This window comes from Bacillus sp. BB081 (genome assembly GCF_008368895.1).
Lineage (GTDB): Bacteria > Bacillota > Bacilli > Bacillales > Bacillaceae_G > Bacillus_A > Bacillus_A wiedmannii.
This window is the reverse complement of the sequence record NZ_QOZX01000006.1, coordinates 95213-115854: the sequence shown is the minus strand read 5'-3', so window position 1 is coordinate 115854 and position 20642 is coordinate 95213. Positions and strand designations below refer to the sequence as shown.

Genomic DNA, 20642 nt, shown 5'->3' with positions numbered 1-20642 from the left:
GGTATCGCTATTACACTTCCATGATTTCTTTTTCTTTGTTTTTTGCGATTTCGTCAACTTTTGCAATATATTTATCTGTTTCTTTTTGGATATCTTCAGTATATCCTCTTAAATCATCTTCTGTAATATCGCCAGCTTTTTCAAGCTTCTTAAGATCATCGTTACTGTCACGACGTACGTTACGAACAGCAACTTTTGCTTCTTCAGCATATTTTTTCACAACTTTTACAAGATCGCGACGACGCTCTTCTGTTAATGCAGGGAATGCAATACGAATTACAGTTCCATCATTAGAAGGATTTAAGCCTAAATCTGCTTTTAAGATTGCTTTTTCAATATCACCGATAGAAGTTTTATCATAAGGTTGAATTACAAGTAAACGTGCTTCTGGAACTGTAATGTTCGCTAATTGCACAACAGGTGTTGGTGCACCATAGTAATCAACTTGTACCTTATCTAATACAGACGAGCTTGCACGACCTGCGCGAACTGTTGCCAATTCACGAGAGTAAGCAGCAACTGCTTTTTCCATTTTTTCATTTGAAGACTTCAATACTTGTTGTCCCATATTTATTTCCCCCTTACAACTGTTCCGATATTTTCGCCTAAAACGGCACGTTTAATGTTACCTTTTTCCATAACTGAGAATACAATTAATGGAATATCATTGTCCATACATAAAGAAGAAGCTGTTGAATCCATTACACCTAAACCTTCTTTTAATACATCTAAGTAAGTAAGTGTTTCGTATTTCGTAGCTGTTGGGTCAAGAGATGGATCTGCATTATATACGCCATCTACATTGTTTTTCGCCATTAAGATAACGTCTGCTTCGATTTCCGCTGCACGTAGTGCTGCTGTTGTATCTGTAGAGAAATATGGGTTACCTGTACCTGCTGCAAAGATCACAACACGTTTTTTCTCTAGATGACGAACTGCTTTACGACGAATGTAAGGCTCTGCTACTTGACGCATTTCGATTGAAGTTTGAACACGAGTTTGAATTCCAATGTTCTCCAAGCTATCTTGAAGAGCTAATGAGTTCATAACTGTTGCTAACATACCCATGTAATCCGCTCCAGCACGATCCATTCCCATTTCACTTCCGATTTTTCCACGCCAAATGTTTCCGCCACCAACAACAACAGCAACTTCTACATCAAGTTCTGCAATTTCTTTCACTTGTTCCGCAACTGATTTAATAACAGATGGGTTAATTCCAAATCCTTGTTCGCCAGCTAACGCTTCTCCGCTTAGCTTTAATACGACACGATTATATTTCGGTTTACTCATAATGAACCTCCAATTGCTTACATCTTTATTTTAAAAAAGGGAACACAATGTGTTCCCTAATCTGTATTAGTTACTACCTTTTACTTGGTTCATTACTTCTTCAGCAAAGTTGTCTTCGCGTTTTTCGATACCTTCACCAACAGCGTAGCGAACGAATCCTTTTAATGTTCCGCCTTTAGACTCAACGAATTGACGAACTTTCATATCAGGGTTTTTAACGAATGCTTGGTCAAGTAAGCAAATTTCTTCGAAGAATTTGCCAAGACGGCCTTCAACCATTTTTGCAACGATTTTTTCAGGCTTGCCTTCGTTTAAAGCTTGTTGTGTTAATACTTGACGCTCATGCTCAACTTCTTCAGCTGTTACAGCATCGCGGTCAATGTATTTAGGGTTAACTGCTGCGATGTGCATTGCTACATCTTTAGCAGCAGCTTCGTCAGTAGAACCTTCAAGAACTGTTAATACACCAATACGTCCACCCATGTGTAGGTAAGCGCCGAATGCATCAGCATCAGTTTTTGTTACGATTTCGAAACGACGAAGTGTAAGTTTTTCACCAATTTTAGCGATTGCTTCGTTGATGTGCTCTTCTACTGTTTTGCCGCCTTCGATTGTTTGAGCCATAGCTTCTTCAATATTAGCTGGTTTGTTAGCTAATAAGTGAGCAGCTAATTCTTTAATTAATGCTTGGAAACCTTCGTTTTTCGCAACGAAATCAGTTTCAGAGTTTAATTCTAAGATTAAACCTTCGTTACCGTTTGTTTCGATGAAAGTTAAACCTTCAGCAGCGATGCGGTCTGCTTTTTTAGCAGCTTTTGCAATACCTTTTTCACGTAAGAAGTCAATTGCTTTCTCCATGTCGCCATTAGTCTCAGTTAAAGCTTTTTTGCAGTCCATCATACCTGCGCCTGTTTTTTCACGAAGTTCTTTTACCATTTGTGCAGTGATTGCCATATTTTTCATCCTCCTAAAATATGTATTTATACCTTTTATAAAGGTGTTTATACCTTAAAAAAGGTGATAAAAGGCCGAACCCCTTATCACCTTTCCAAATTTGTTACGCAGTAACAGTTTCTTCACCTTGTTTTGCTTCAAGGATCGCGTCTGCCATTTTAGATGTAAGAAGTTTTACAGCACGAATTGCATCATCGTTTGCTGGGATAACGTGATCGATTTCGTCTGGATCACAGTTTGTATCAACGATACCGATGATTGGAATGTGTAATTTGCGTGCTTCAGCAACTGCAATACGCTCTTTACGAGGGTCTACTACGAATAATGCACTTGGAAGACCTTTCATATCTTTAATACCGCCTAAGAATTTCTCAAGACGCTCTAACTCTTTTTTAAGTTGAACAACTTCTTTCTTAGGAAGTACTTCGAAAGTACCATCTTCTTGCATTTTTTCGATGTCTTTAAGGCGCTTGATACGCTTTTGGATTGTTTGGAAGTTTGTTAAAGTTCCACCTAACCAACGTTGGTTAACGAAGTACATACCAGCACGAGTTGCTTCTTCTTTAATAGCTTCTTGTGCTTGTTTTTTAGTACCTACGAATAAGATGTCTCCGCCTTCAGCAGCGATGTCACGCATCGTTCTGTAAGCTTCCTCAACTTTTTTCACAGTTTTTTGTAAGTCGATGATGTAGATACCGTTACGCTCTGTGAAAATGTAACGCTTCATTTTTGGGTTCCAACGACGAGTTTGATGTCCGAAATGAACACCAGCTTCAAGCAATTGCTTCATAGAAATTACTGACATAATATAGTTCCTCCTAAATGGTTTTTGATATCCTCCGTTTACTTCATCTCTAAGCGAAACTACAAACGTAGCACCAACACTTAAATCAGTAAACGTGTGTACTTTGTACTGACACCACTGCTTACTATATCATACTGAAATATTACAATCAAGTCGAAAATGCGAACAATGTAAAACTTTCTTTGTTCACACTCGAATTCTAGTATTACCAACCTGTATTTCCTTTAAGCAAAAAAATAAAATTCAATTCATAGCTTTTCCGAAAAACACGATTATGACGCTATTTACAAACAACATCAATCTTTTATACACAAAAAAACTCTCCTCAAAAAATGAGGAGAGTTTTATAAATTAGTTTGTTTTTAATTTAGCAAGTTCCTGTAGAAACTTGTCGTTTAGCACTTTAATGTATGTTCCTTTCATACCTAAAGAGCGAGACTCAATAACACCAGCACTCTCTAATTTACGAAGTGCATTTACGATTACAGAACGAGTAATTCCTACGCGATCAGCAATTTTACTTGCAACAAGTAAACCTTCTGTTCCATTTAATTCTTCGAAGATATGCTCGATTGCTTCTAACTCACTGTAAGATAATGAGCTAATCGCCATTTGAACAACAGCTTTACTACGTGCTTCCTCTTCGATTTCTTCTGCTTTTTCACGTAAGATTTCCATACCTACTACAGTTGAACTGTATTCAGCAAGGATTAAATCATCGTCTAAGAACTCTTGACCAAGACGAGCTAACACTAATGTGCCTAGACGCTCACCGCCACCAACGATTGGTACGATTGTAGTTAAACCTTGACCAAATAATTCTCTATTTTCTACTGGGAATGCTGTGTAAGCACTGTTTACATCTAAGTTTGAAGATGTTTCTGTAATGTTGAATAAGCTTTGCGTGTATTCTTCCGGGAATTGACGCTCTGCAAGCATTTGTTTCATACGCTCATTCTCAATTTGTTGGTGAATTGCATAACCTAGTAATTTACCACGACGGCTTACTACGAATACGTTCGCTTCGATTACTTCACACATTGTGTCAGACATTTCTCTAAAGTTTACAGGCTTTCCTGCTGCGCTCTGTAATAACGCATTTAATTTTCTTGTTTTTGCTAATAATTCCATTTCAAAAGTTCCTCCTACATGTTACTTACATATTTTTTCATCACTTGGAAACTAGGGCGAGTCACCTGATGACACTATTACAAAATAAACTGGCTCACATCTTTATTTTTAGCAATCGTTGCTAATTTCTCCTCAACGTATTGAGGTGTTATCGTTATTTTCTCTAACGTAATTTCAGATGCTTCAAACGATAAATCTTCAAGGAGTTTCTCCATAATCGTATGAAGTCTTCTTGCTCCAATATTATCTGTATCCTGATTAACTTGATAAGCAATCTCAGCAATCTTACGAATAGCTTCGTCTGAAAATTCAATTTCTATACCTTCAGTCGCTAATAAAGCCATATATTGTTTAATTAACGCATTGTCAGGCTCGATTAATATTTTAACAAAATCATCTGTCGATAATTTTGTTAATTCTACTCGAATCGGAAATCTCCCTTGCAGTTCTGGAATTAAATCCGACGGTTTAGACATATGAAACGCTCCAGCTGCAACGAATAAAATATAATCCGTTTTTACTGATCCGTATTTTGTCGCAACATTCGATCCTTCTACAATTGGTAAAATGTCACGTTGCACGCCTTCACGTGATACATCTACGCTATTCGACTGCTTACCAGCAATTTTGTCAATTTCATCGATAAAAATAATCCCGAGCTGTTCAGCACGATAAACAGCCTCTTGTGTAACTTCATCCATATCAATTAAGCGCTGTGCTTCCTCATTTGTCAAGAGTTTTCTTGCTTCTTTCACAGAAAGTTTACGTTTTTTTGTTTTTTTCGGCATAAAACTTCCTAATGCATCTTGGAAATTCATTCCCATTTGTTCCATGCCAGTTCCTTGTAACATATCGAACATGGAAGACTGTTGCTCAGTCACTTCAATCGATACAATTTCATCTTCAAGAAGTCCTGCAGCAAGCTTTCTTTCCACATCTTGACGTTTCTTTTCGATTTCAACATCTTCCTGTGCATCAGATGTTTGATTCGAATTTTGAGCACCGCCAAATAGCATTTCTAATGGGTTTTTAAATCCAGATTGTTTCTCCGGACTCGGCACTAAAATTTCAACAAGACGTTGGTTCGCTTGTTCTTCTGCTTTGTCTTGTACTTTAATTACCATTTCTTCTTTCACGATACGAACTGACGTTTCCACAAGGTCACGTACCATCGATTCTACATCTCTACCTACATATCCAACTTCTGTAAATTTGGTAGCTTCAACCTTAATAAAAGGTGCTCCAACGAGTTTCGCCATTCGTCGTGCTACCTCTGTTTTACCAACACCTGTCGGTCCAATCATTAAAATATTTTTAGGTGCAATTTCATCACGTAGATTTTCAGCTAATTTACTTCGACGATATCGATTTCTTAAAGCTACAGCAACCGCTTTCTTCGCATCTTTTTGACCGATAATGTATTGATCTAATTTTTCCACAATTTGACGCGGAGTAAAATGTAAATGCATATAAAATGCCTCCCTTACGATTCTACAATTCTTCCACAATTATATTGTGGTTTGTATAAACACAAATATCGCCAGCAATGTCTAAACTCGCTTTCGCAATTTGCTTCGCTGTTAAATGTTCACTTGCATATTGCTTTAAAGCACGACCTGCAGAAAGCGCATAATTCCCACCAGATCCAATCGCTAAAATACCATCATCCGGTTCAATCACTTCTCCTGTACCTGAAACAAGAAGCATAGTTGTTTTATCCATGACAATGAGCATCGCTTCTAGCTGACGTAACATTTTGTCGCCACGCCATTGTTTTGCCATCTCAACTGCAGCACGCTGCAAGTTCCCATTGTACTCTTCTAATTTCCCTTCAAACATTTCAAAAAGAGTAAATGCGTCAGCAACGGAACCTGCAAAGCCAGCTAAAACTTTCCCTTGGAAAAGTTTACGGACTTTACGAGCTGTATGTTTCATTACAACTGCATTTCCCATTGTCACCTGACCATCTCCAGCCATTGCACATTCTCCATTATGATGAACTGCAAATATCGTTGTAGCGTGGAAATTTCCCATAGAAAAAACTCCTTTATATGTTTTTATAGCTTTAAAAGCAATTTATGCCCGCGGGTGATGCTTCATGTAGACCGAACGCAATCTTTCTTTAGAGACATGCGTATAAATTTGTGTCGTCGACAAATTCTCATGACCAAGTAGCTCCTGTACAGTACGTAAATCTGCCCCTTCATCTAACATGTGTGTAGCAAATGTATGCCTTAACATATGGGGACTTATCCGCATTGTCAGTGAAGCTTTCTTAATGAGTTCGTTTAATACATAACGTACCCCTCGACTTGTTAGCGGCGTGCCTTTCGCATTTAAAAATACCATATGAGAGTGTTCTTCAGTTTTGTGAGCTAACTGTTTTCTCCCGTTCTCTATATAAGTAATTAAAGCATCTTGCGCATAGCTTCCGAACGGAATATACCTTTGTTTTTTTCCTTTTCCCATTACTAAAATTGTTCCCACCGCGAAGTCAATATCGGTAAGTTGTAAATTGACACATTCACTCACACGGATTCCAGTCGCATACATCAACTCTAATAAAGCTTGATTCCTTTGACCTAGCGGCGTTTCCGTATCAGCAACTTCAAATAATTCCTCTAATTCTTCAGCATATAAAAACTTTGGGATTGACAATTCTTTTTTGGGGAGTGACGCAAGTGCAAACGGATTATCTTTCCGATAACCTTCACGCATCAAAAAACGATATAAACTTCGTAAGCTTGATACTTTTCTTGCGACAGATTTACGGGCTAACTTTTCATCGTGCAACGTCGTTAAGTACAAACGAACATCCGCGTATGTAACATCTAAAAAAGAGGATATGCCTTCTCGCTCCATAAATTGCACAAAATGTTCTAAATCATTTTGATAACTTGCAATTGTATATTTTGAATAATTTCTTTCAATTTGTAAATATCCAACGAATAATTGTAACAATTTCTTCACATTCACACAATTCACCTCAATAAAGGCTACTAAATCGTATCACAACTTAGTAGCCTTTGCAAGAAATTTAACTAAATATTTACAAAATTTTGAATTGTTTCTAAAGCGCGTGTTGCATATGCTTCATTTCGTTCTGCTTTCCTCTTAATTTTCTTCTCTAACGGTGCAAACAAACCGAAGTTTGCATTCATTGGCTGGAAGTTTTTCGCGTTTGTCGCAGTAATATAATTCGCCATACTTCCCATTGCAGTTACAGGCGGTAATACAACCGGTTCTTCACCTTTCACAAGTCGAGCAGCGTTAATACCCGCTAGTAATCCTGACGCCGCTGATTCAACATATCCCTCTACTCCAGTCATTTGACCAGCGAAGAATAAATCATCACGTTGTTTATATTGATATGTTGGACGAAGCAAGTTAGGTGAATTAATAAACGTATTACGATGCATTACACCATAACGTACAATCTCTGCGTTTTCCAGTCCTGGAATCAACTGTAACACTTCTTTTTGTGGTCCCCACTTTAAATGCGTTTGGAAACCTACGATATTGTATAACGTTCCTGCTGCATCATCTTGACGTAACTGAACAACAGCATATGGCGTTTTCCCTGTTTTCGGATCTTCTAATCCAACAGGTTTCATCGGTCCAAATACTAGCGTCTGTCTTCCTCTACTTGCCATAACTTCTACCGGCATACAACCTTCAAAGAAAATTTCTTTTTCAAATTCTTTTAAAGGTACTGTTTCAGCAGCAATTAAAGCCTCGTAAAAACGGTCAAATTCCTCTTCCGTCATTGGGCAGTTTAAATATGCAGCTTCACCTTTATCGTAACGAGACTTTAAATATACTTTATTCATATCAATGCTGTCTTTCTCAACAATCGGTGCTGCAGCATCATAGAAATAAAAATAATCTTCACCTGTTAATTCTTTTAATTGTGCAGCAAGATCAGGAGACGTAAGTGGACCTGTCGCGATAACAGTAGGTCCTTCTGGAATTTCAGTAATTTCTTCATTCATCACAGTTACGTTCGGATGGTTTTTCACATACTCCGTTACCTTTGCCGCAAATTCATGACGATCTACAGCTAAAGCCCCTCCTGCTGGTACAGAGCACTCATCAGCTGCACGAATAATAACAGAGTCCATTAAACGCATTTCTTCTTTAATAACACCAACAGCGTTTGTTAATGTGTTTGCGCGAAGCGAGTTACTACATACTAACTCTGCAAATTTATCTGTGTGATGAGCTGGCGTTTGCCTTACTGGTCTCATTTCATATAATTTCACTTGGACACCACGTTTTGCAATTTGGTAAGCTGCTTCACTTCCTGCAAGACCTGCGCCAATGACGTTTACTACTTGTGTTGTCATATTTATCACCTTTCCTTTTCTTCCCGAAAAAAATGTGAGCAGTTACGCTCACATTTGTTGTTCTTCTTCATAATCACACGAAATACATTGTACTTGCACGCCTTTTTTCAACTTCTTCTCTACAAGCATACCTTCGCACTTCGGACATTTACGACCAATTGGTTTATCCCAAGATACAAAGTCACACTCTGGATACGTACCGCATCCATAGAAAAGACGTTTCTTTTTATTACTACGGCGTTCAATAATTTGACCTTTATCACACTTCGGACAAGTAACACCGATTTCTTTCACAATCGGTTTTGTATTACGACAATCTGGGAAATTCGAACAAGCCATAAATTTCCCGTATTTACCCATTTTAAAGACCATTGGGTGATCACACAGTTCACAATCTTCCCCAGCTGGTTCATCTTTAATTTCCACTTCACGCATTTCTTTTTCCGCTTTTTCTAAACGCGGTTCAAAGCCTACGTAGAAATCATCAACAATTTTTACCCAATTCGCATTTCCTTCTTCTACTTCATCAAGACTTTGCTCCATGTTAGCAGTAAATTCAATGTTAATAATTTCTGGGAAAAACTCTAAAATAAGTTCAATAACTATTTCACCAAGTTCAGTTGGAACGAAGCGTTTATTATCCAAACCTACGTATCCACGTTTTTGAATCGTTTCAAGTGTCGGTACGTAAGTCGATGGTCTTCCAATTCCAAGCTCTTCAAGTGTTCTTACTAGACGAGCCTCTGTATAGCGCGGCGGAGGTTGTGTAAAGTGTTGCTTCGGTTCTAAATCCTTCGAAAATACCGTTTCCCCTACTTCTAAAGGTGGCAACATTTTATCCTTTTCTTCAGCCCCGTCATCTTTCGACTCTACATACACTTTCATAAATCCTGGAAACTTTACAACCGATCCACTTGCACGGAACTGAACATTGTTATTAATGAGTCTAGCTGTCACAGTATCCATTATAGCAGACGCCATTTGACTTGCAACAAATCGCTCCCAAATCAGTTTATACAACCGAAGTTGATCCCGACTTAAGAAACTCTTTAGTTCCTCTGGCCTTCTCATTACCGAAGTAGGACGAATTGCCTCATGCGCATCTTGCGCGTTCGACTTTTTCGTTTCTTTCTTCTTTTCTGTCCCTATGTATTCCGCACCAAACGCCTCTGTAATGTAAGTACGCGCCTCTGTTTGAGCTGTTTCTGAGATACGTGTTGAGTCAGTTCTCATATACGTAATAAGACCTACAGTCCCTTGCTTTCCAAGATCTATCCCTTCATACAATTGCTGCGCGAGCATCATTGTTTTCTTTGCTCGCATGTTTAACTTACGAGCTGCCTCTTGTTGCAAGGAAGATGTTGTAAACGGTAATGCAGGATTACGTTTTCGCTCTTTTCGCGTTACATTTTCAACTGAAAACGCATTATCTTTCATCTGTTCAATTATTTCATTCACTTGCGTTTCATTCGTTAATTGAACTTTTTCACCATCTACACCGTAAAAACTTGCTTCAAATGTGTCTTTCCCTTTCACAAATTCTGTCTTAATTGTCCAGAATTCTTCAGGCTCAAAGATTTGAATTTCTTTTTCACGTTCGATAATTAAACGAACTGCTACAGATTGTACGCGTCCTGCACTTAATCCTTTTTTTACTTTCTTCCATAATAAAGGACTAATATTGTAACCAACAAGACGATCTAGTATACGCCTTGCTTGTTGTGCATCTACTAAATCCATATTAATCGCACGAGGATGTTTAAATGATTCTTTTATTGCATCTTTTGTAATCTCATTAAACACAACTCGGCAATCTGATTCAACGTCCACATTTAACGTATTGGCTAAATGCCAAGCAATCGCTTCCCCTTCGCGGTCTGGATCGGCCGCGAGATAGACTTTCTTTGCTTTTTTGGCCGCTGATTTTAAATCTTTTAAGACGGGACCTTTACCACGAATGGTAATATACTTCGGGGTGAAGTTGTTCTTTACTTCTATCCCCATTTGGCTTTTAGGTAAATCGCGAACGTGTCCCATAGACGCGACAACTTTGTATTTTTTCCCTAAATATTTCTCAATGGTCTTCGCCTTAGAAGGCGACTCCACGATTACGAGGTAATCTGACATGCTAGTGCCTCCTTAAGAGGTGGATTCAAGTCTTCATCAATCTTATTGATTTCTCTTGTTTTTGTCAATCAAGAATGAATATACCATACAGTGCCTATCTACCATTTGTCAATAATTGTTTAATAAAAACATAAAAATATAAGGTTAATTTAAAACTTCTTCCAAGATATCTTCTGCATTTCTTACTAGTTTTGCTCCTTGTTGAATGAGATGATTCGTTCCTGATGCACTATCTATAAATATAGGTCCAGGAAGTGCAAATACCTCTCTATTTTGCTCTAAAGCAAGGTCCGCAGTAATAAGTGTTCCACTTCTTGATTTCGCTTCTACAACTAAAACACCCTTACTTATACCACTAATAATCCGGTTCCTTTTTGGAAAATACCATTTTTTCGGTGCATAGTGCGGTGGATACTCTGTTAATAACAATATATATTCATTCCACTTTTCATATAAATGTCTATTCTCTTTTGGATACATATACGATAATCCATGTCCTAGTATTGCAATAGTCGGGCAATGCCGTCTTACTGTAATTTCATGAGACATTGTATCTATCCCTCTTGCAAACCCACTGACAATAAGCCATTCCCTTTCTAATAATGGGTGTAAAATAAATTTTAAACTCTCATGTCCATATAAAGTCGGTTCTCTCGTTCCAATAACCGCTAATTTATTCGCTTTATTGAGAAAACACTTCTCTCCTTTTCCATATAACACAAAGGGGGGATCCTGTATTTCACGTAATAATTGTGGATAATCTTCATCCCATATAGTCATATAAAAGATTCGATTTTTCTCTAAATAAGATATATATTGCGGGAGATTTGAACTTTGAAGAAAATTTACTAATTCTGAAGATTTTTTCGAGGATATTCCAGTGTAGTATTCCATTTGTTTTGTATTAAAAGTGTATATTCTCTTCAATTCAGGATCGACATATAGTAGTCTTTTCATTGCCTTCCAATGATCTGCTAAAAAATAATGAAGATGTAATAATCGTTCTCTTTTCATCTTAATTCTCCTTACCCATAATTTTTATTATGTAAACAAGAATTGCGTAAAAAGACACCTTCAAGCAAGAAGGTGTCTTTCAACAGATTAGTAGTTTTTACAAGTCTCAAATAGACCTTTTTCTTTTAAGACAGAGATTAGTGTTTCACCCATAATCGCTGGAGTTTCCGCTACTTTAATACCGCAAGCTTCCATCGTTTTAATCTTTTCAGCAGCAGTTCCTTTACCACCAGAAATGATTGCACCAGCATGGCCCATACGTTTGCCAGCAGGCGCTGTTTGGCCACCAATGAAGCCTACAACAGGTTTTGTCATATTAGCTTTCACCCATTCAGCCGCCTCTTCTTCCGCTGTACCACCGATTTCACCAATCATAATTACAGCATGCGTTTCTTCATCTTCATTAAATGCTTTTAACGCATCAATAAAGTCCGTACCGTTAACTGGGTCCCCACCGATACCTACAGCAGTAGATTGGCCAATACCTTCTTGTGTTAACTGATGTACAGCCTCATACGTTAATGTACCAGAGCGAGATACGATACCTACATGGCCTTTTTTATGAATGTACCCTGGCATAATACCAATTTTGCATTCATCAGGCGTAATAACACCAGGACAGTTTGGTCCAAGTAAACGTGTATGTTTACCCGCCATATATCTCTTTACGTTTACCATATCTAATACAGGAATTCCTTCAGTAATACATACTACTAAATCGATTTCTGCATCAACTGCTTCCATAATTGCATCAGCCGCAAAAGCGGGTGGAACGTATACAACTGAAGCATTTGCGCCTGTTGCCTTCACTGCATCTTCTACAGTATCAAATACTGGTACACCTTCAATATCAGTGCCACCTTTACCTGGCGTTACACCACCGACAATTTTCGTACCGTATTCAATCATTTGTTTTGTGTGGAATAACCCTTGAGAACCTGTAATACCTTGAACAATAACTTTTGTATCTTTATTAACTAATACGCTCATTTTTCTCCCCCGCTTTCTATTAGCCCACTAGTGAAACAATTTTTTGTGCACCGTCTGCCATAGATTCTGCTGCAACAATATTTAAGCCAGACTCATTTAAAATTTTCTTACCTAACTCTACGTTTGTACCTTCAAGACGTACAACTAAAGGCAATTCAAGACCTACTTGTTTCGTCGCTTCAATAACACCTTCTGCGATAACATCACACTTCATAATGCCACCAAAAATGTTAACGAAGATACCTTTTACATTTTTGTCAGAAAGGATAATTTTGAATGCTTCTGTAACTTTTTCAGCTGTTGCACCGCCACCAACATCTAAGAAGTTAGCTGGATCGCCATGGTAATGTTTAATGATATCCATTGTAGCCATCGCTAAACCTGCACCATTAACCATACAACCGATATTTCCATCTAAAGGAATGTAGTTTAAGTCATATTTAGAAGCTTCAATTTCTTTTGAATCTTCTTCATCAAGATCACGAAGTTCCAAAATGTCTTTATTGCGATATAAAGCATTAGAATCAAAGTTTAATTTCGCATCTAATGCCATAACTTTACCGTCACCTGTTGTAACAAGTGGATTGATCTCCGCGATTGAGCAATCTTTTTCGATAAACGCACGGTATAAGCCCATCATAAACTTCACAGCTTGTCCTACAAGCTCTTTTGGAATATTGATGTTAAACGCGATTCGGCGCGCTTGGAAGCCTTGTAAGCCTACTGCTGGATCAATATATTCTTTAAAGATCTTTTCAGGTGTTTGCTCTGCTACCTCTTCAATTTCTGTTCCACCTTCTTCAGATGCCATTAAAACAACTTGAGAAGTTGCACGATCTAAAACTAAACCAACATAATATTCTTTTTTAATATCGCAACCTTCTTCGATAAGTAAGCGTTTTACTTCCTTACCTTCAGGACCTGTTTGATGTGTCACAAGTGTAGTTCCTAAAATGCTCTCTGCATATGTACGAACTTCATCTAAATTTTTTGCAACTTTTACTCCGCCAGCTTTACCGCGTCCACCAGCGTGAATTTGTGCTTTTACTACACATACATCCGTTCCTAATTCTTTCGCTGCTTCTACAGCTTCTTCTACTGTAAATGCAACCTTCCCGTTCGGAACGCTAACCCCATAGCTTTTAAGGACTGCCTTACCTTGGTACTCATGGATATTCATGGTCCCATCCTCCCCTGTTTTCCTGTTTTACTCGAAAAGTTTTTTAATGTTTAAAAAACATTACATTGCCATTGTATAAGATGATTGGCACGCTGTCTACAATAAAGTGTCAGAAAACTGAAATCGCTTTATTCTTTTTTGAAAATAATAATGTTCATATACCAAAATAAAAAAATAAGCTGCATATTCGCAGCTTATTTTTGAATCGTATCTTTAATTGGTGCAAAAGATTTCCGATGTTCTTCTAATACTCCATGCGCTTCAATCGCTTCTAAATGTTGTTTTGTGCCATATCCCATATGCTGTTCAAATCCATATGCAGGATACTTTTCTCCAAGCTCTTTCATCATACGATCTCTCGTTACTTTCGCAATAATGGATGCAGCTGAAATAGAAATACTTTTCGCATCCCCTTTAATAATCGACGTTTGCGGAATTGGTGTAGGAAGTTTCATCGCATCAATTAATAAATGTTCTGGTGCACAAGATAAATTCGCAACAGCATCTAACATCGCTTGTTTCGTCGCTTGATAAATATTTATCTCATCAATAACTTGTGGTGATACAATTCCAACTCCAATTGCAATTGCTTGTGCTTTAATTTCATCATAAAAACGCTCTCGCTTCGCCTCACTCAGCTTTTTCGAGTCATTTAACCCTGGAATATAAAAATTTTCCGGAAGGACAACAGCTGCCGTCACGACAGGCCCAGCTAGCGGCCCACGCCCTACTTCATCTATACCGGCGATAAGTGTGAGCCCTTTTTCACGTAATGCAATCTCGTACTTGGACATTTCGAAAAACTTTTCTTTTTCTTTCTGCGCTAACTCTTTTTGTTTATGCCACTTCAAAATAAGCTTTTGTATTCCTTTTCGCTCGTCTTTCATTAATATTTGGAAGCGGTCGTCCTCCTCACTCATTATTTCATGCAGTAAACGTTCCGCTTCTTGAATAGTCACTTTTTGCATTCATGCCACTCCCTTTATATACAAAAAAGAAAAGACGTACAAACGCACGTCTTATACTTCTTCTACTTTTTCTGCATCTTCTGTCTGCTCTGCAAACTCTTCTGGTGTTTCAAACGTCATTTTTCCAAGTTTTCCACCACGAAGCTCACGAAGTACAAGCTCAGATGTTTTATCATAATCAATCATTCCGCCGCCCATTAAACAGCCTCTATTTTTTCCAATTGCATCGAATAACTCCACAATATCTTCTGGAATTTCATTTAAATTATATCGCTCTTTCAAACGTTCTGGGTAATGTTTCTCCATAAAACGTAAAGCGTAAACAGCAACATCTTGTAAATTTAAAATTGAATCTTTAATTGCGCCCGTTGTCGCTAATCGAAGACCCACTAATTGATCTTCAAATTTAGGCCATAAAATACCAGGTGTATCTAACAGTTCCATTTCCTTCCCAACTTTAATCCACTGTTGAGCTGTTGTCACACCAGGACGATCTCCTGTTTTAGCAATATTTTTCTTCGCTAACTTATTAATTAACGTAGATTTACCAACATTCGGTATACCTACAATTAATGCACGAATGGCTCTCGGTCTAATACCTTTTGCAACCATTTTATCAAATTTTTCTTTCACCAACACTTTACAAGCCGCTGCAATTTCCTTCATACCTTGTCCAGCTTGCGCGTTAATTGAAATTGCCATTTGGCCTTTTTCTTTAAAATATGCAATCCACTGCTTTGTTAATCGATCATCTGCCATATCCGCTTTATTTAAAACAACAAGCCTCGGCTTATGTGTAATAATCTCATCGATCATTGGATTTCGAGAAGATAAAGGTAATCGAGCATCTACAAGCTCAATTACAACATCAATTAACTTTAATTTTTCTGTTACTTGGCGTCTAGCCTTTGCCATATGTCCCGGGAACCATTGAATTACCATGTTGCCACCTTCTTTTTCTTTTATTTCACAATACGAGCATCTTTTAACGGCCAATATAGTATATTTGCTTTTCCAATCACTTGGTCCATTGAAATTGTACCAATCGAACGGCTATCTTTACTAAAACGACGATTATCGCCTAAAACAAATAATTGACCTTCTGGAACAGTTTTCTTCCCTGTCATTTCTTCAAGAGTAAAATCATATGTAAGCGGTCCGTCAGCAATTTGTTTTTTTTGCTTGTCTAAATACGGCTCCTCATAAGCCTTTCCGTTAACATATAGTTTATCATTACGATACTCTATTTCATCGCCTGGCAGGCCGATAATGCGCTTAATATAATCTTTATCTTCCGTCGCTTGGAATACGATAATATCAAATCGTTTCGGATCTCCTATGTGATAACCAATTTTATTGACAATCATTCGATCGCGATCATGTAAAGTAGACGCCATCGATACTCCATCTACGAGAATTGGAGCAAAGAAAAACTGTCTAATAACACCCGCTAATACAACAGCAATCAAAATTGCTTTGATCCATTCCCAAAGTGAACTCTTTTCTTTCTTCATGCATTTCCCCTCCACGATTATGTAAGCTGCTCGTATTATATCAAAATTTTATATAGATTGGAAAAAGGGAGCTTGTGTATTTACAAGCTCCCATACATGTCTTATCGAATTTCTTTAATACGTGCTTTTTTACCGCGAAGGTTACGTAAGTAGTATAACTTAGCACGACGTACTTTACCACGACGAAGTACTTCAAGTTTCGCGATTCTTGGCGTGTGAACTGGGAATGTACGCTCAACACCTACACCGTAAGAAATCTTACGAACTGTGAATGTTTCACTGATTCCGCCACCACGACGTTTAATTACAACACCTTCGAAAAGCTGAATTCTTTCACGAGTTCCCTCAACTACTTTTACGTGTACACGTAAAGTGTCTCCAGGACGGAATGAAGGAAGGTCAGTTTTTAATTGGCCTTGAGTAATTTCTGCGATTAATTGTTGCATATTAAATTCTCTCCTTTAAACAGATGCTCTTATAAAGTCTTAATAAATTACAGCGGAACATCGTTAATACGGCCACTGATTTCAGTAGCACAAGTGTTATAATAGCATATTGCTAGGACTGTTGCAATAGAAAATATATCAAGCCCTTACTTGTCTTCTTTAATTTGTTCTAGCCATTTCGCTTCTTGCTTAGATAATTCTCGTTCTTCCAGTAAATCCGGCCTACGCGTGTACGTACGACGTAGTGATTCTTTGTGTCGCCATTCATCAATATTTTTATGATTTCCTGACATTAGTACATCCGGTACCTTCATACCACGAAAATCAGCTGGACGTGTATAATGAGGATGTTCTAATAAACCTGTACTAAACGAATCCTCGACTTGTGAAGCATGATTTCCTAGCACTCCCGGGAGGAGACGCACGACACTATCCGTAATAACCATAGAGGCTAACTCTCCGCCGGTTAATACGTAGTCACCGATAGAAATTTCATCCGTTACGAGATGCTCACGAATTCGTTCATCGTACCCTTCATAATGACCACACACAAAAATAACATGCTCTTCTTCAGCAAGTTCTTCTGCCTTCTTCTGCGTAAAACGCTCTCCTTGTGGACACATTAGGACAACTCTCGGTTTACGGTCTGTTTCCTTCGTTAACTCTTCCACTGCATCAAAGATAGGCTGGGGGGTTAATACCATCCCAGCGCCACCACCATACGGATAATCATCTACGCTATTATGCTTACTCGTTGTATAATCGCGGAAATTGACAACACGAAGCTCTACCGCTTCTTTTTCTTGTGCTTTCTTTAAAATTGAAGATCCAAACACACCCGTAAACATATCTGGAAACAATGTTAAAATGTCAATTTTCATTATAATAGCCCTTCCATTACATGAATGGTTACTAATTTATTCTCAATGTTAACTTGAAGTACAACATCATCAATATAAGGAATTAATAGATCTTGACCTTTTGGACGTTTAATTACCCAAACATCATTTGCACCAGGAGATAAAATTTCTTTTATTGTTCCTAACGCTTCTCCTTCTTCCGTTACAACACTGCAACCAATAATTTCATGGTAGTAGTATTCGCCTTCAGCTAGTTCACCTAACTGCTCTTCTGGTACTTTTATTAAAGAACCTTTAAACTTCTCTGCTTCATCTACATTGTTGTATCCTTCAAATGTTAATAAATCAAATGTCTTATGTTGACGATGAGAAGTTACTTTCACTGGAAGGTAGTCTGTACTTTTCTCATTACTTATGTATAACGTGTTTCCTACTTTATATCGCTCTTCTGGAAAATCAGTACGAGAAATAACACGAATTTCTCCTCTTACGCCATGAGTATTTACAATTTTCCCTACGTTAAACCATTTTGTCATAAATAGTATGTCACCCCTGGTTTCTATATAAATTAAGCATCTCCATTTCACATATGGAACATGCAACTTCTCTTTAAATGTTAAAAAAGGGAGAGGAAATAACTCCTCGCCCTTTTTACGTTTATTGAATTTCCAGTGTTACTTTTTCATCATTATGATGTCCCACTGAATACAAGAGCATTCGAATTGCTTTCGCAACTTTCCCTTGCTTTCCAATGACTTTTCCAACATCCTCAGGATGTACAGTTAATCGATACTTTATCTCTCCGTTGTAAAGTTCCTGTGTAACTTTTACATCTTCAGGATGATCGACAAGAGGCTTGACAATCGTCTCGACTAACTTCTTCATAGTCATTGCCTCAATTACTTACCTTGTTTAGATAAGTGGAATTTCTCCATGATACCTTGGTTAGAGAATAAGTTACGAACTGTATCAGATGGTTTAGCACCATTTCCTAACCATTTTAATGCTGCTTCTTCGTTGATCTTAACTTCAGCTGGTTGAGCAACCGGATTGTAAGTACCGATTTCCTCAATGAAACGTCCGTCACGAGGAGAACGAGAATCTGCAACAACTACACGATAGAAAGGAGTTTTTTTAGCTCCCATACGTTTTAAACGAATTTTAACTGCCATTTATAAAGCACCTCCGAATTTATTTCACACAGATAATTATATTAGCAAAAAGACTATTGCTTTGTAAAGTATTTTTTCTTAACAGAGCCATCTTTTTTCCTTACATGAATGGAAACTTCAATCCACCTAGTCCTTTTTTCTTACCTTTTTGCATTCCCGTCATCGTTTTCATCATCTTTTTCATATCATCAAATTGCTTGATTAAACGATTGATTTCTTGTACCGTTGTACCGCTACCTTTGGCAATGCGCTTTTTGCGACTAGCATTGATTATTTCCGGTTGTTCTCGCTCTAATTTAGTCATAGAACGAATAATTGCCTCAATATGCCCAATTTGTTTTTCATCAACTTGCGCATTTTTCAGCCCTTTAATTTTATTTGCACCAGGAAGCATTCCTAACAATTCATCAAGCGGTCCAAGTTGACGCACTTGTCCAAGTTGTTCTAGGAAATCGTCAAGCGTAAACGAAAGCGTACGCATTTTTTGCTCAAGTTCTTTTGCTTTCTCTTCATCAACTGTAGCTTGCGCTTTTTCAATTAATGTTAAGACGTCTCCCATCCCTAAAATACGGGATGCCATACGCTCTGGATGGAACGCTTCAATCGCATCTAGTTTTTCACCCATACCAGCAAATTTAATCGGTGTATTTGTTACCGCCTTAATAGATAATGCCGCACCACCGCGCGTATCACCATCTAATTTCGTTAATACAACACCTGTTAAACCTAACTGTTCATGGAAACTTTGTGCAACATTTACCGCGTCTTGTCCCGTCATCGCATCGACAACAAGGAAAATTTCATCCGGTTTCGCAACTTCTTTCACTTTCGCTAATTCATCCATTAGTTCTTCATCAATATGCAGGCGACCTGCTGTATCAATTAAAACATAATCGTGATGATCTTCTTTTGCTTTTGCAATCGCTTGTTTCGCAATTTCAACAGGACTTACTTGATCTCCTAAAGAGAATACAGGCATGTCCAATTGCTTCCCTAATGTTTCAAGCTGTTTAATCGCTGCTGGACGGTAAATATCCGCTGCAACAAGCATTGGTTTACGATTATGCTTTTTACGAAGCAAATTCGCAAGCTTACCTGTCGTCGTTGTTTTACCCGCACCTTGCAGACCAACCATCATTATAACAGTCGGTGGCCTATTAGCAACAGCAATTTTACTTTGCTCTCCGCCCATAAGCTCTGTAAGTTCTTCCTGTACGACTTTAATTACTTGTTGTCCAGGTGTCAAACTTGTCATTACATCTTGTCCGACAGCACGTTCAGACACACGCTTTACAAACTCTTTTACTACTTTAAAGTTAACGTCCGCTTCTAAAAGAGCTAGACGAACTTCTCTCATCATTTCTTTCACATCGGCTTCAGAAACTTTTCCTTTGCCGCGGATTTTTTGCATTGTCTGTTGAAGTCGGTCGGCTAATCCTTCAAATGCCATATTGCCGCCCTCCTAATCTAATTTTTCGATAGCTTCAACAACTTGTTTCATTTCTTCATTCACATGCTCTTCTTCGCTGATTAGCTGTTTTAGCTTTGCAACAAGTCGCTGTCGCTCTTGAAACTTTTGAAGTAATACTAATTTATCTTCATATTCTTCAAGCATCGCTTCAGTCCGTTTAATGTTATCATACACGGCTTGGCGACTTACATCAAATTCTTCCGCAATTTCACCAAGAGATAAATCATCTAGATAATAAAGCGACATATAACTTCTTTGTTTTTGCGTTAACAACGATTGATAAAAATCAAATAAATAGTTCATTCTCGTTGTTTTCTCGAGCATGTTGGATCATCCTTTGTTAAGTGATTTCCCTTTACATGAATTAGTTT

General features: G+C 37.9%; 23 protein-coding genes. All 23 read right to left on the bottom strand.

Annotated elements, in window-relative coordinates:
* Window positions 1–10: 10 nt before the first annotated feature.
* A complete protein-coding gene (frr, locus tag DN394_RS04475) occupies window positions 11–568 on the bottom strand; it encodes a ribosome recycling factor (RefSeq protein ID WP_000531506.1) in 558 nt (185 codons plus the stop codon).
* A 2-nt stretch (window positions 569–570) separates the two neighbouring features.
* Window positions 571–1293, bottom strand: a complete 723-nt coding sequence (gene pyrH / locus DN394_RS04470) for a UMP kinase (protein WP_000042667.1) — start codon at window positions 1291–1293, stop codon at window positions 571–573.
* Window positions 1294–1359: 66 nt separating this feature from the next.
* Window positions 1360–2247, bottom strand: coding sequence for a translation elongation factor Ts (gene tsf / locus DN394_RS04465; protein WP_001018585.1), 888 nt, complete (start codon window positions 2245–2247; stop codon window positions 1360–1362).
* A 103-nt stretch (window positions 2248–2350) separates the two neighbouring features.
* Window positions 2351–3052 (bottom strand): 30S ribosomal protein S2, encoded by a 702-nt coding sequence (gene rpsB / locus DN394_RS04460; protein ID WP_000111484.1) that lies wholly within the window; start codon window positions 3050–3052, stop codon window positions 2351–2353.
* 351 nt (window positions 3053–3403) lie between these two features.
* Window positions 3404–4183: a GTP-sensing pleiotropic transcriptional regulator CodY gene (codY, locus tag DN394_RS04455; protein ID WP_000421290.1), complete on the bottom strand. Its 780-nt coding sequence runs from the start codon at window positions 4181–4183 to the stop codon at window positions 3404–3406.
* Window positions 4184–4260: 77 nt separating this feature from the next.
* Window positions 4261–5652, bottom strand: coding sequence for an ATP-dependent protease ATPase subunit HslU (hslU, locus tag DN394_RS04450; RefSeq protein ID WP_000550070.1), 1392 nt, complete (start codon window positions 5650–5652; stop codon window positions 4261–4263).
* A 22-nt stretch (window positions 5653–5674) separates the two neighbouring features.
* Entirely contained in the window at window positions 5675–6217 is a 543-nt protein-coding gene (gene hslV, locus DN394_RS04445) for an ATP-dependent protease proteolytic subunit HslV (protein WP_000526271.1), read from the bottom strand.
* Between the two features lie 42 nt (window positions 6218–6259).
* Window positions 6260–7159, bottom strand: coding sequence for a tyrosine recombinase XerC (xerC, locus tag DN394_RS04440; RefSeq protein ID WP_001101235.1), 900 nt, complete (start codon window positions 7157–7159; stop codon window positions 6260–6262).
* A 65-nt stretch (window positions 7160–7224) separates the two neighbouring features.
* Window positions 7225–8529, bottom strand: a complete 1305-nt coding sequence (trmFO, locus tag DN394_RS04435) for an FADH(2)-oxidizing methylenetetrahydrofolate--tRNA-(uracil(54)-C(5))-methyltransferase TrmFO (RefSeq protein ID WP_000211996.1) — start codon at window positions 8527–8529, stop codon at window positions 7225–7227.
* Between the two features lie 48 nt (window positions 8530–8577).
* Window positions 8578–10656 (bottom strand): type I DNA topoisomerase, encoded by a 2079-nt coding sequence (gene topA / locus DN394_RS04430; RefSeq protein WP_001286953.1) that lies wholly within the window; start codon window positions 10654–10656, stop codon window positions 8578–8580.
* A 144-nt stretch (window positions 10657–10800) separates the two neighbouring features.
* The gene (dprA, locus tag DN394_RS04425) at window positions 10801–11670 is read right to left on the bottom strand and encodes a DNA-processing protein DprA (protein ID WP_000818024.1); all 870 of its coding nucleotides are present in this window, start codon (window positions 11668–11670) and stop codon (window positions 10801–10803) included.
* 87 nt (window positions 11671–11757) lie between these two features.
* Window positions 11758–12660, bottom strand: coding sequence for a succinate--CoA ligase subunit alpha (gene sucD / locus DN394_RS04420; protein ID WP_149293646.1), 903 nt, complete (start codon window positions 12658–12660; stop codon window positions 11758–11760).
* 19 nt (window positions 12661–12679) lie between these two features.
* The gene (gene sucC / locus DN394_RS04415; RefSeq protein WP_001020778.1) at window positions 12680–13840 is read right to left on the bottom strand and encodes an ADP-forming succinate--CoA ligase subunit beta; all 1161 of its coding nucleotides are present in this window, start codon (window positions 13838–13840) and stop codon (window positions 12680–12682) included.
* A gap of 194 nt (window positions 13841–14034) precedes the next feature.
* Window positions 14035–14808: a ribonuclease HII gene (locus tag DN394_RS04410; RefSeq protein WP_046956485.1), complete on the bottom strand. Its 774-nt coding sequence runs from the start codon at window positions 14806–14808 to the stop codon at window positions 14035–14037.
* Between the two features lie 51 nt (window positions 14809–14859).
* The gene (gene ylqF / locus DN394_RS04405) at window positions 14860–15750 is read right to left on the bottom strand and encodes a ribosome biogenesis GTPase YlqF (protein ID WP_000236709.1); all 891 of its coding nucleotides are present in this window, start codon (window positions 15748–15750) and stop codon (window positions 14860–14862) included.
* A gap of 20 nt (window positions 15751–15770) precedes the next feature.
* Window positions 15771–16322 (bottom strand): signal peptidase I, encoded by a 552-nt coding sequence (gene lepB / locus DN394_RS04400; protein ID WP_000711855.1) that lies wholly within the window; start codon window positions 16320–16322, stop codon window positions 15771–15773.
* 101 nt (window positions 16323–16423) lie between these two features.
* Window positions 16424–16768, bottom strand: a complete 345-nt coding sequence (gene rplS / locus DN394_RS04395; protein WP_001186518.1) for a 50S ribosomal protein L19 — start codon at window positions 16766–16768, stop codon at window positions 16424–16426.
* Between the two features lie 146 nt (window positions 16769–16914).
* Window positions 16915–17649, bottom strand: coding sequence for a tRNA (guanosine(37)-N1)-methyltransferase TrmD (gene trmD, locus DN394_RS04390; protein ID WP_000686894.1), 735 nt, complete (start codon window positions 17647–17649; stop codon window positions 16915–16917).
* Complete coding sequence (gene rimM / locus DN394_RS04385) at window positions 17649–18164, bottom strand: ribosome maturation factor RimM (RefSeq protein WP_000170282.1); 516 nt, start codon at window positions 18162–18164, stop codon at window positions 17649–17651. Before rimM ends, trmD begins: the two co-directional genes overlap by 1 nt.
* A gap of 121 nt (window positions 18165–18285) precedes the next feature.
* A complete protein-coding gene (locus DN394_RS04380; protein ID WP_000737397.1) occupies window positions 18286–18513 on the bottom strand; it encodes a KH domain-containing protein in 228 nt (75 codons plus the stop codon).
* Window positions 18514–18527: 14 nt separating this feature from the next.
* Window positions 18528–18800, bottom strand: coding sequence for a 30S ribosomal protein S16 (gene rpsP / locus DN394_RS04375; RefSeq protein ID WP_000268750.1), 273 nt, complete (start codon window positions 18798–18800; stop codon window positions 18528–18530).
* A 100-nt stretch (window positions 18801–18900) separates the two neighbouring features.
* A complete protein-coding gene (gene ffh, locus DN394_RS04370) occupies window positions 18901–20250 on the bottom strand; it encodes a signal recognition particle protein (RefSeq protein WP_149293645.1) in 1350 nt (449 codons plus the stop codon).
* A gap of 12 nt (window positions 20251–20262) precedes the next feature.
* On the bottom strand, window positions 20263–20595 hold the full coding sequence (locus DN394_RS04365; RefSeq protein WP_000891061.1) for a putative DNA-binding protein: 333 nt from the start codon (window positions 20593–20595) through the stop codon (window positions 20263–20265).
* Between the last annotated feature and the right edge of the window lie 47 nt (window positions 20596–20642).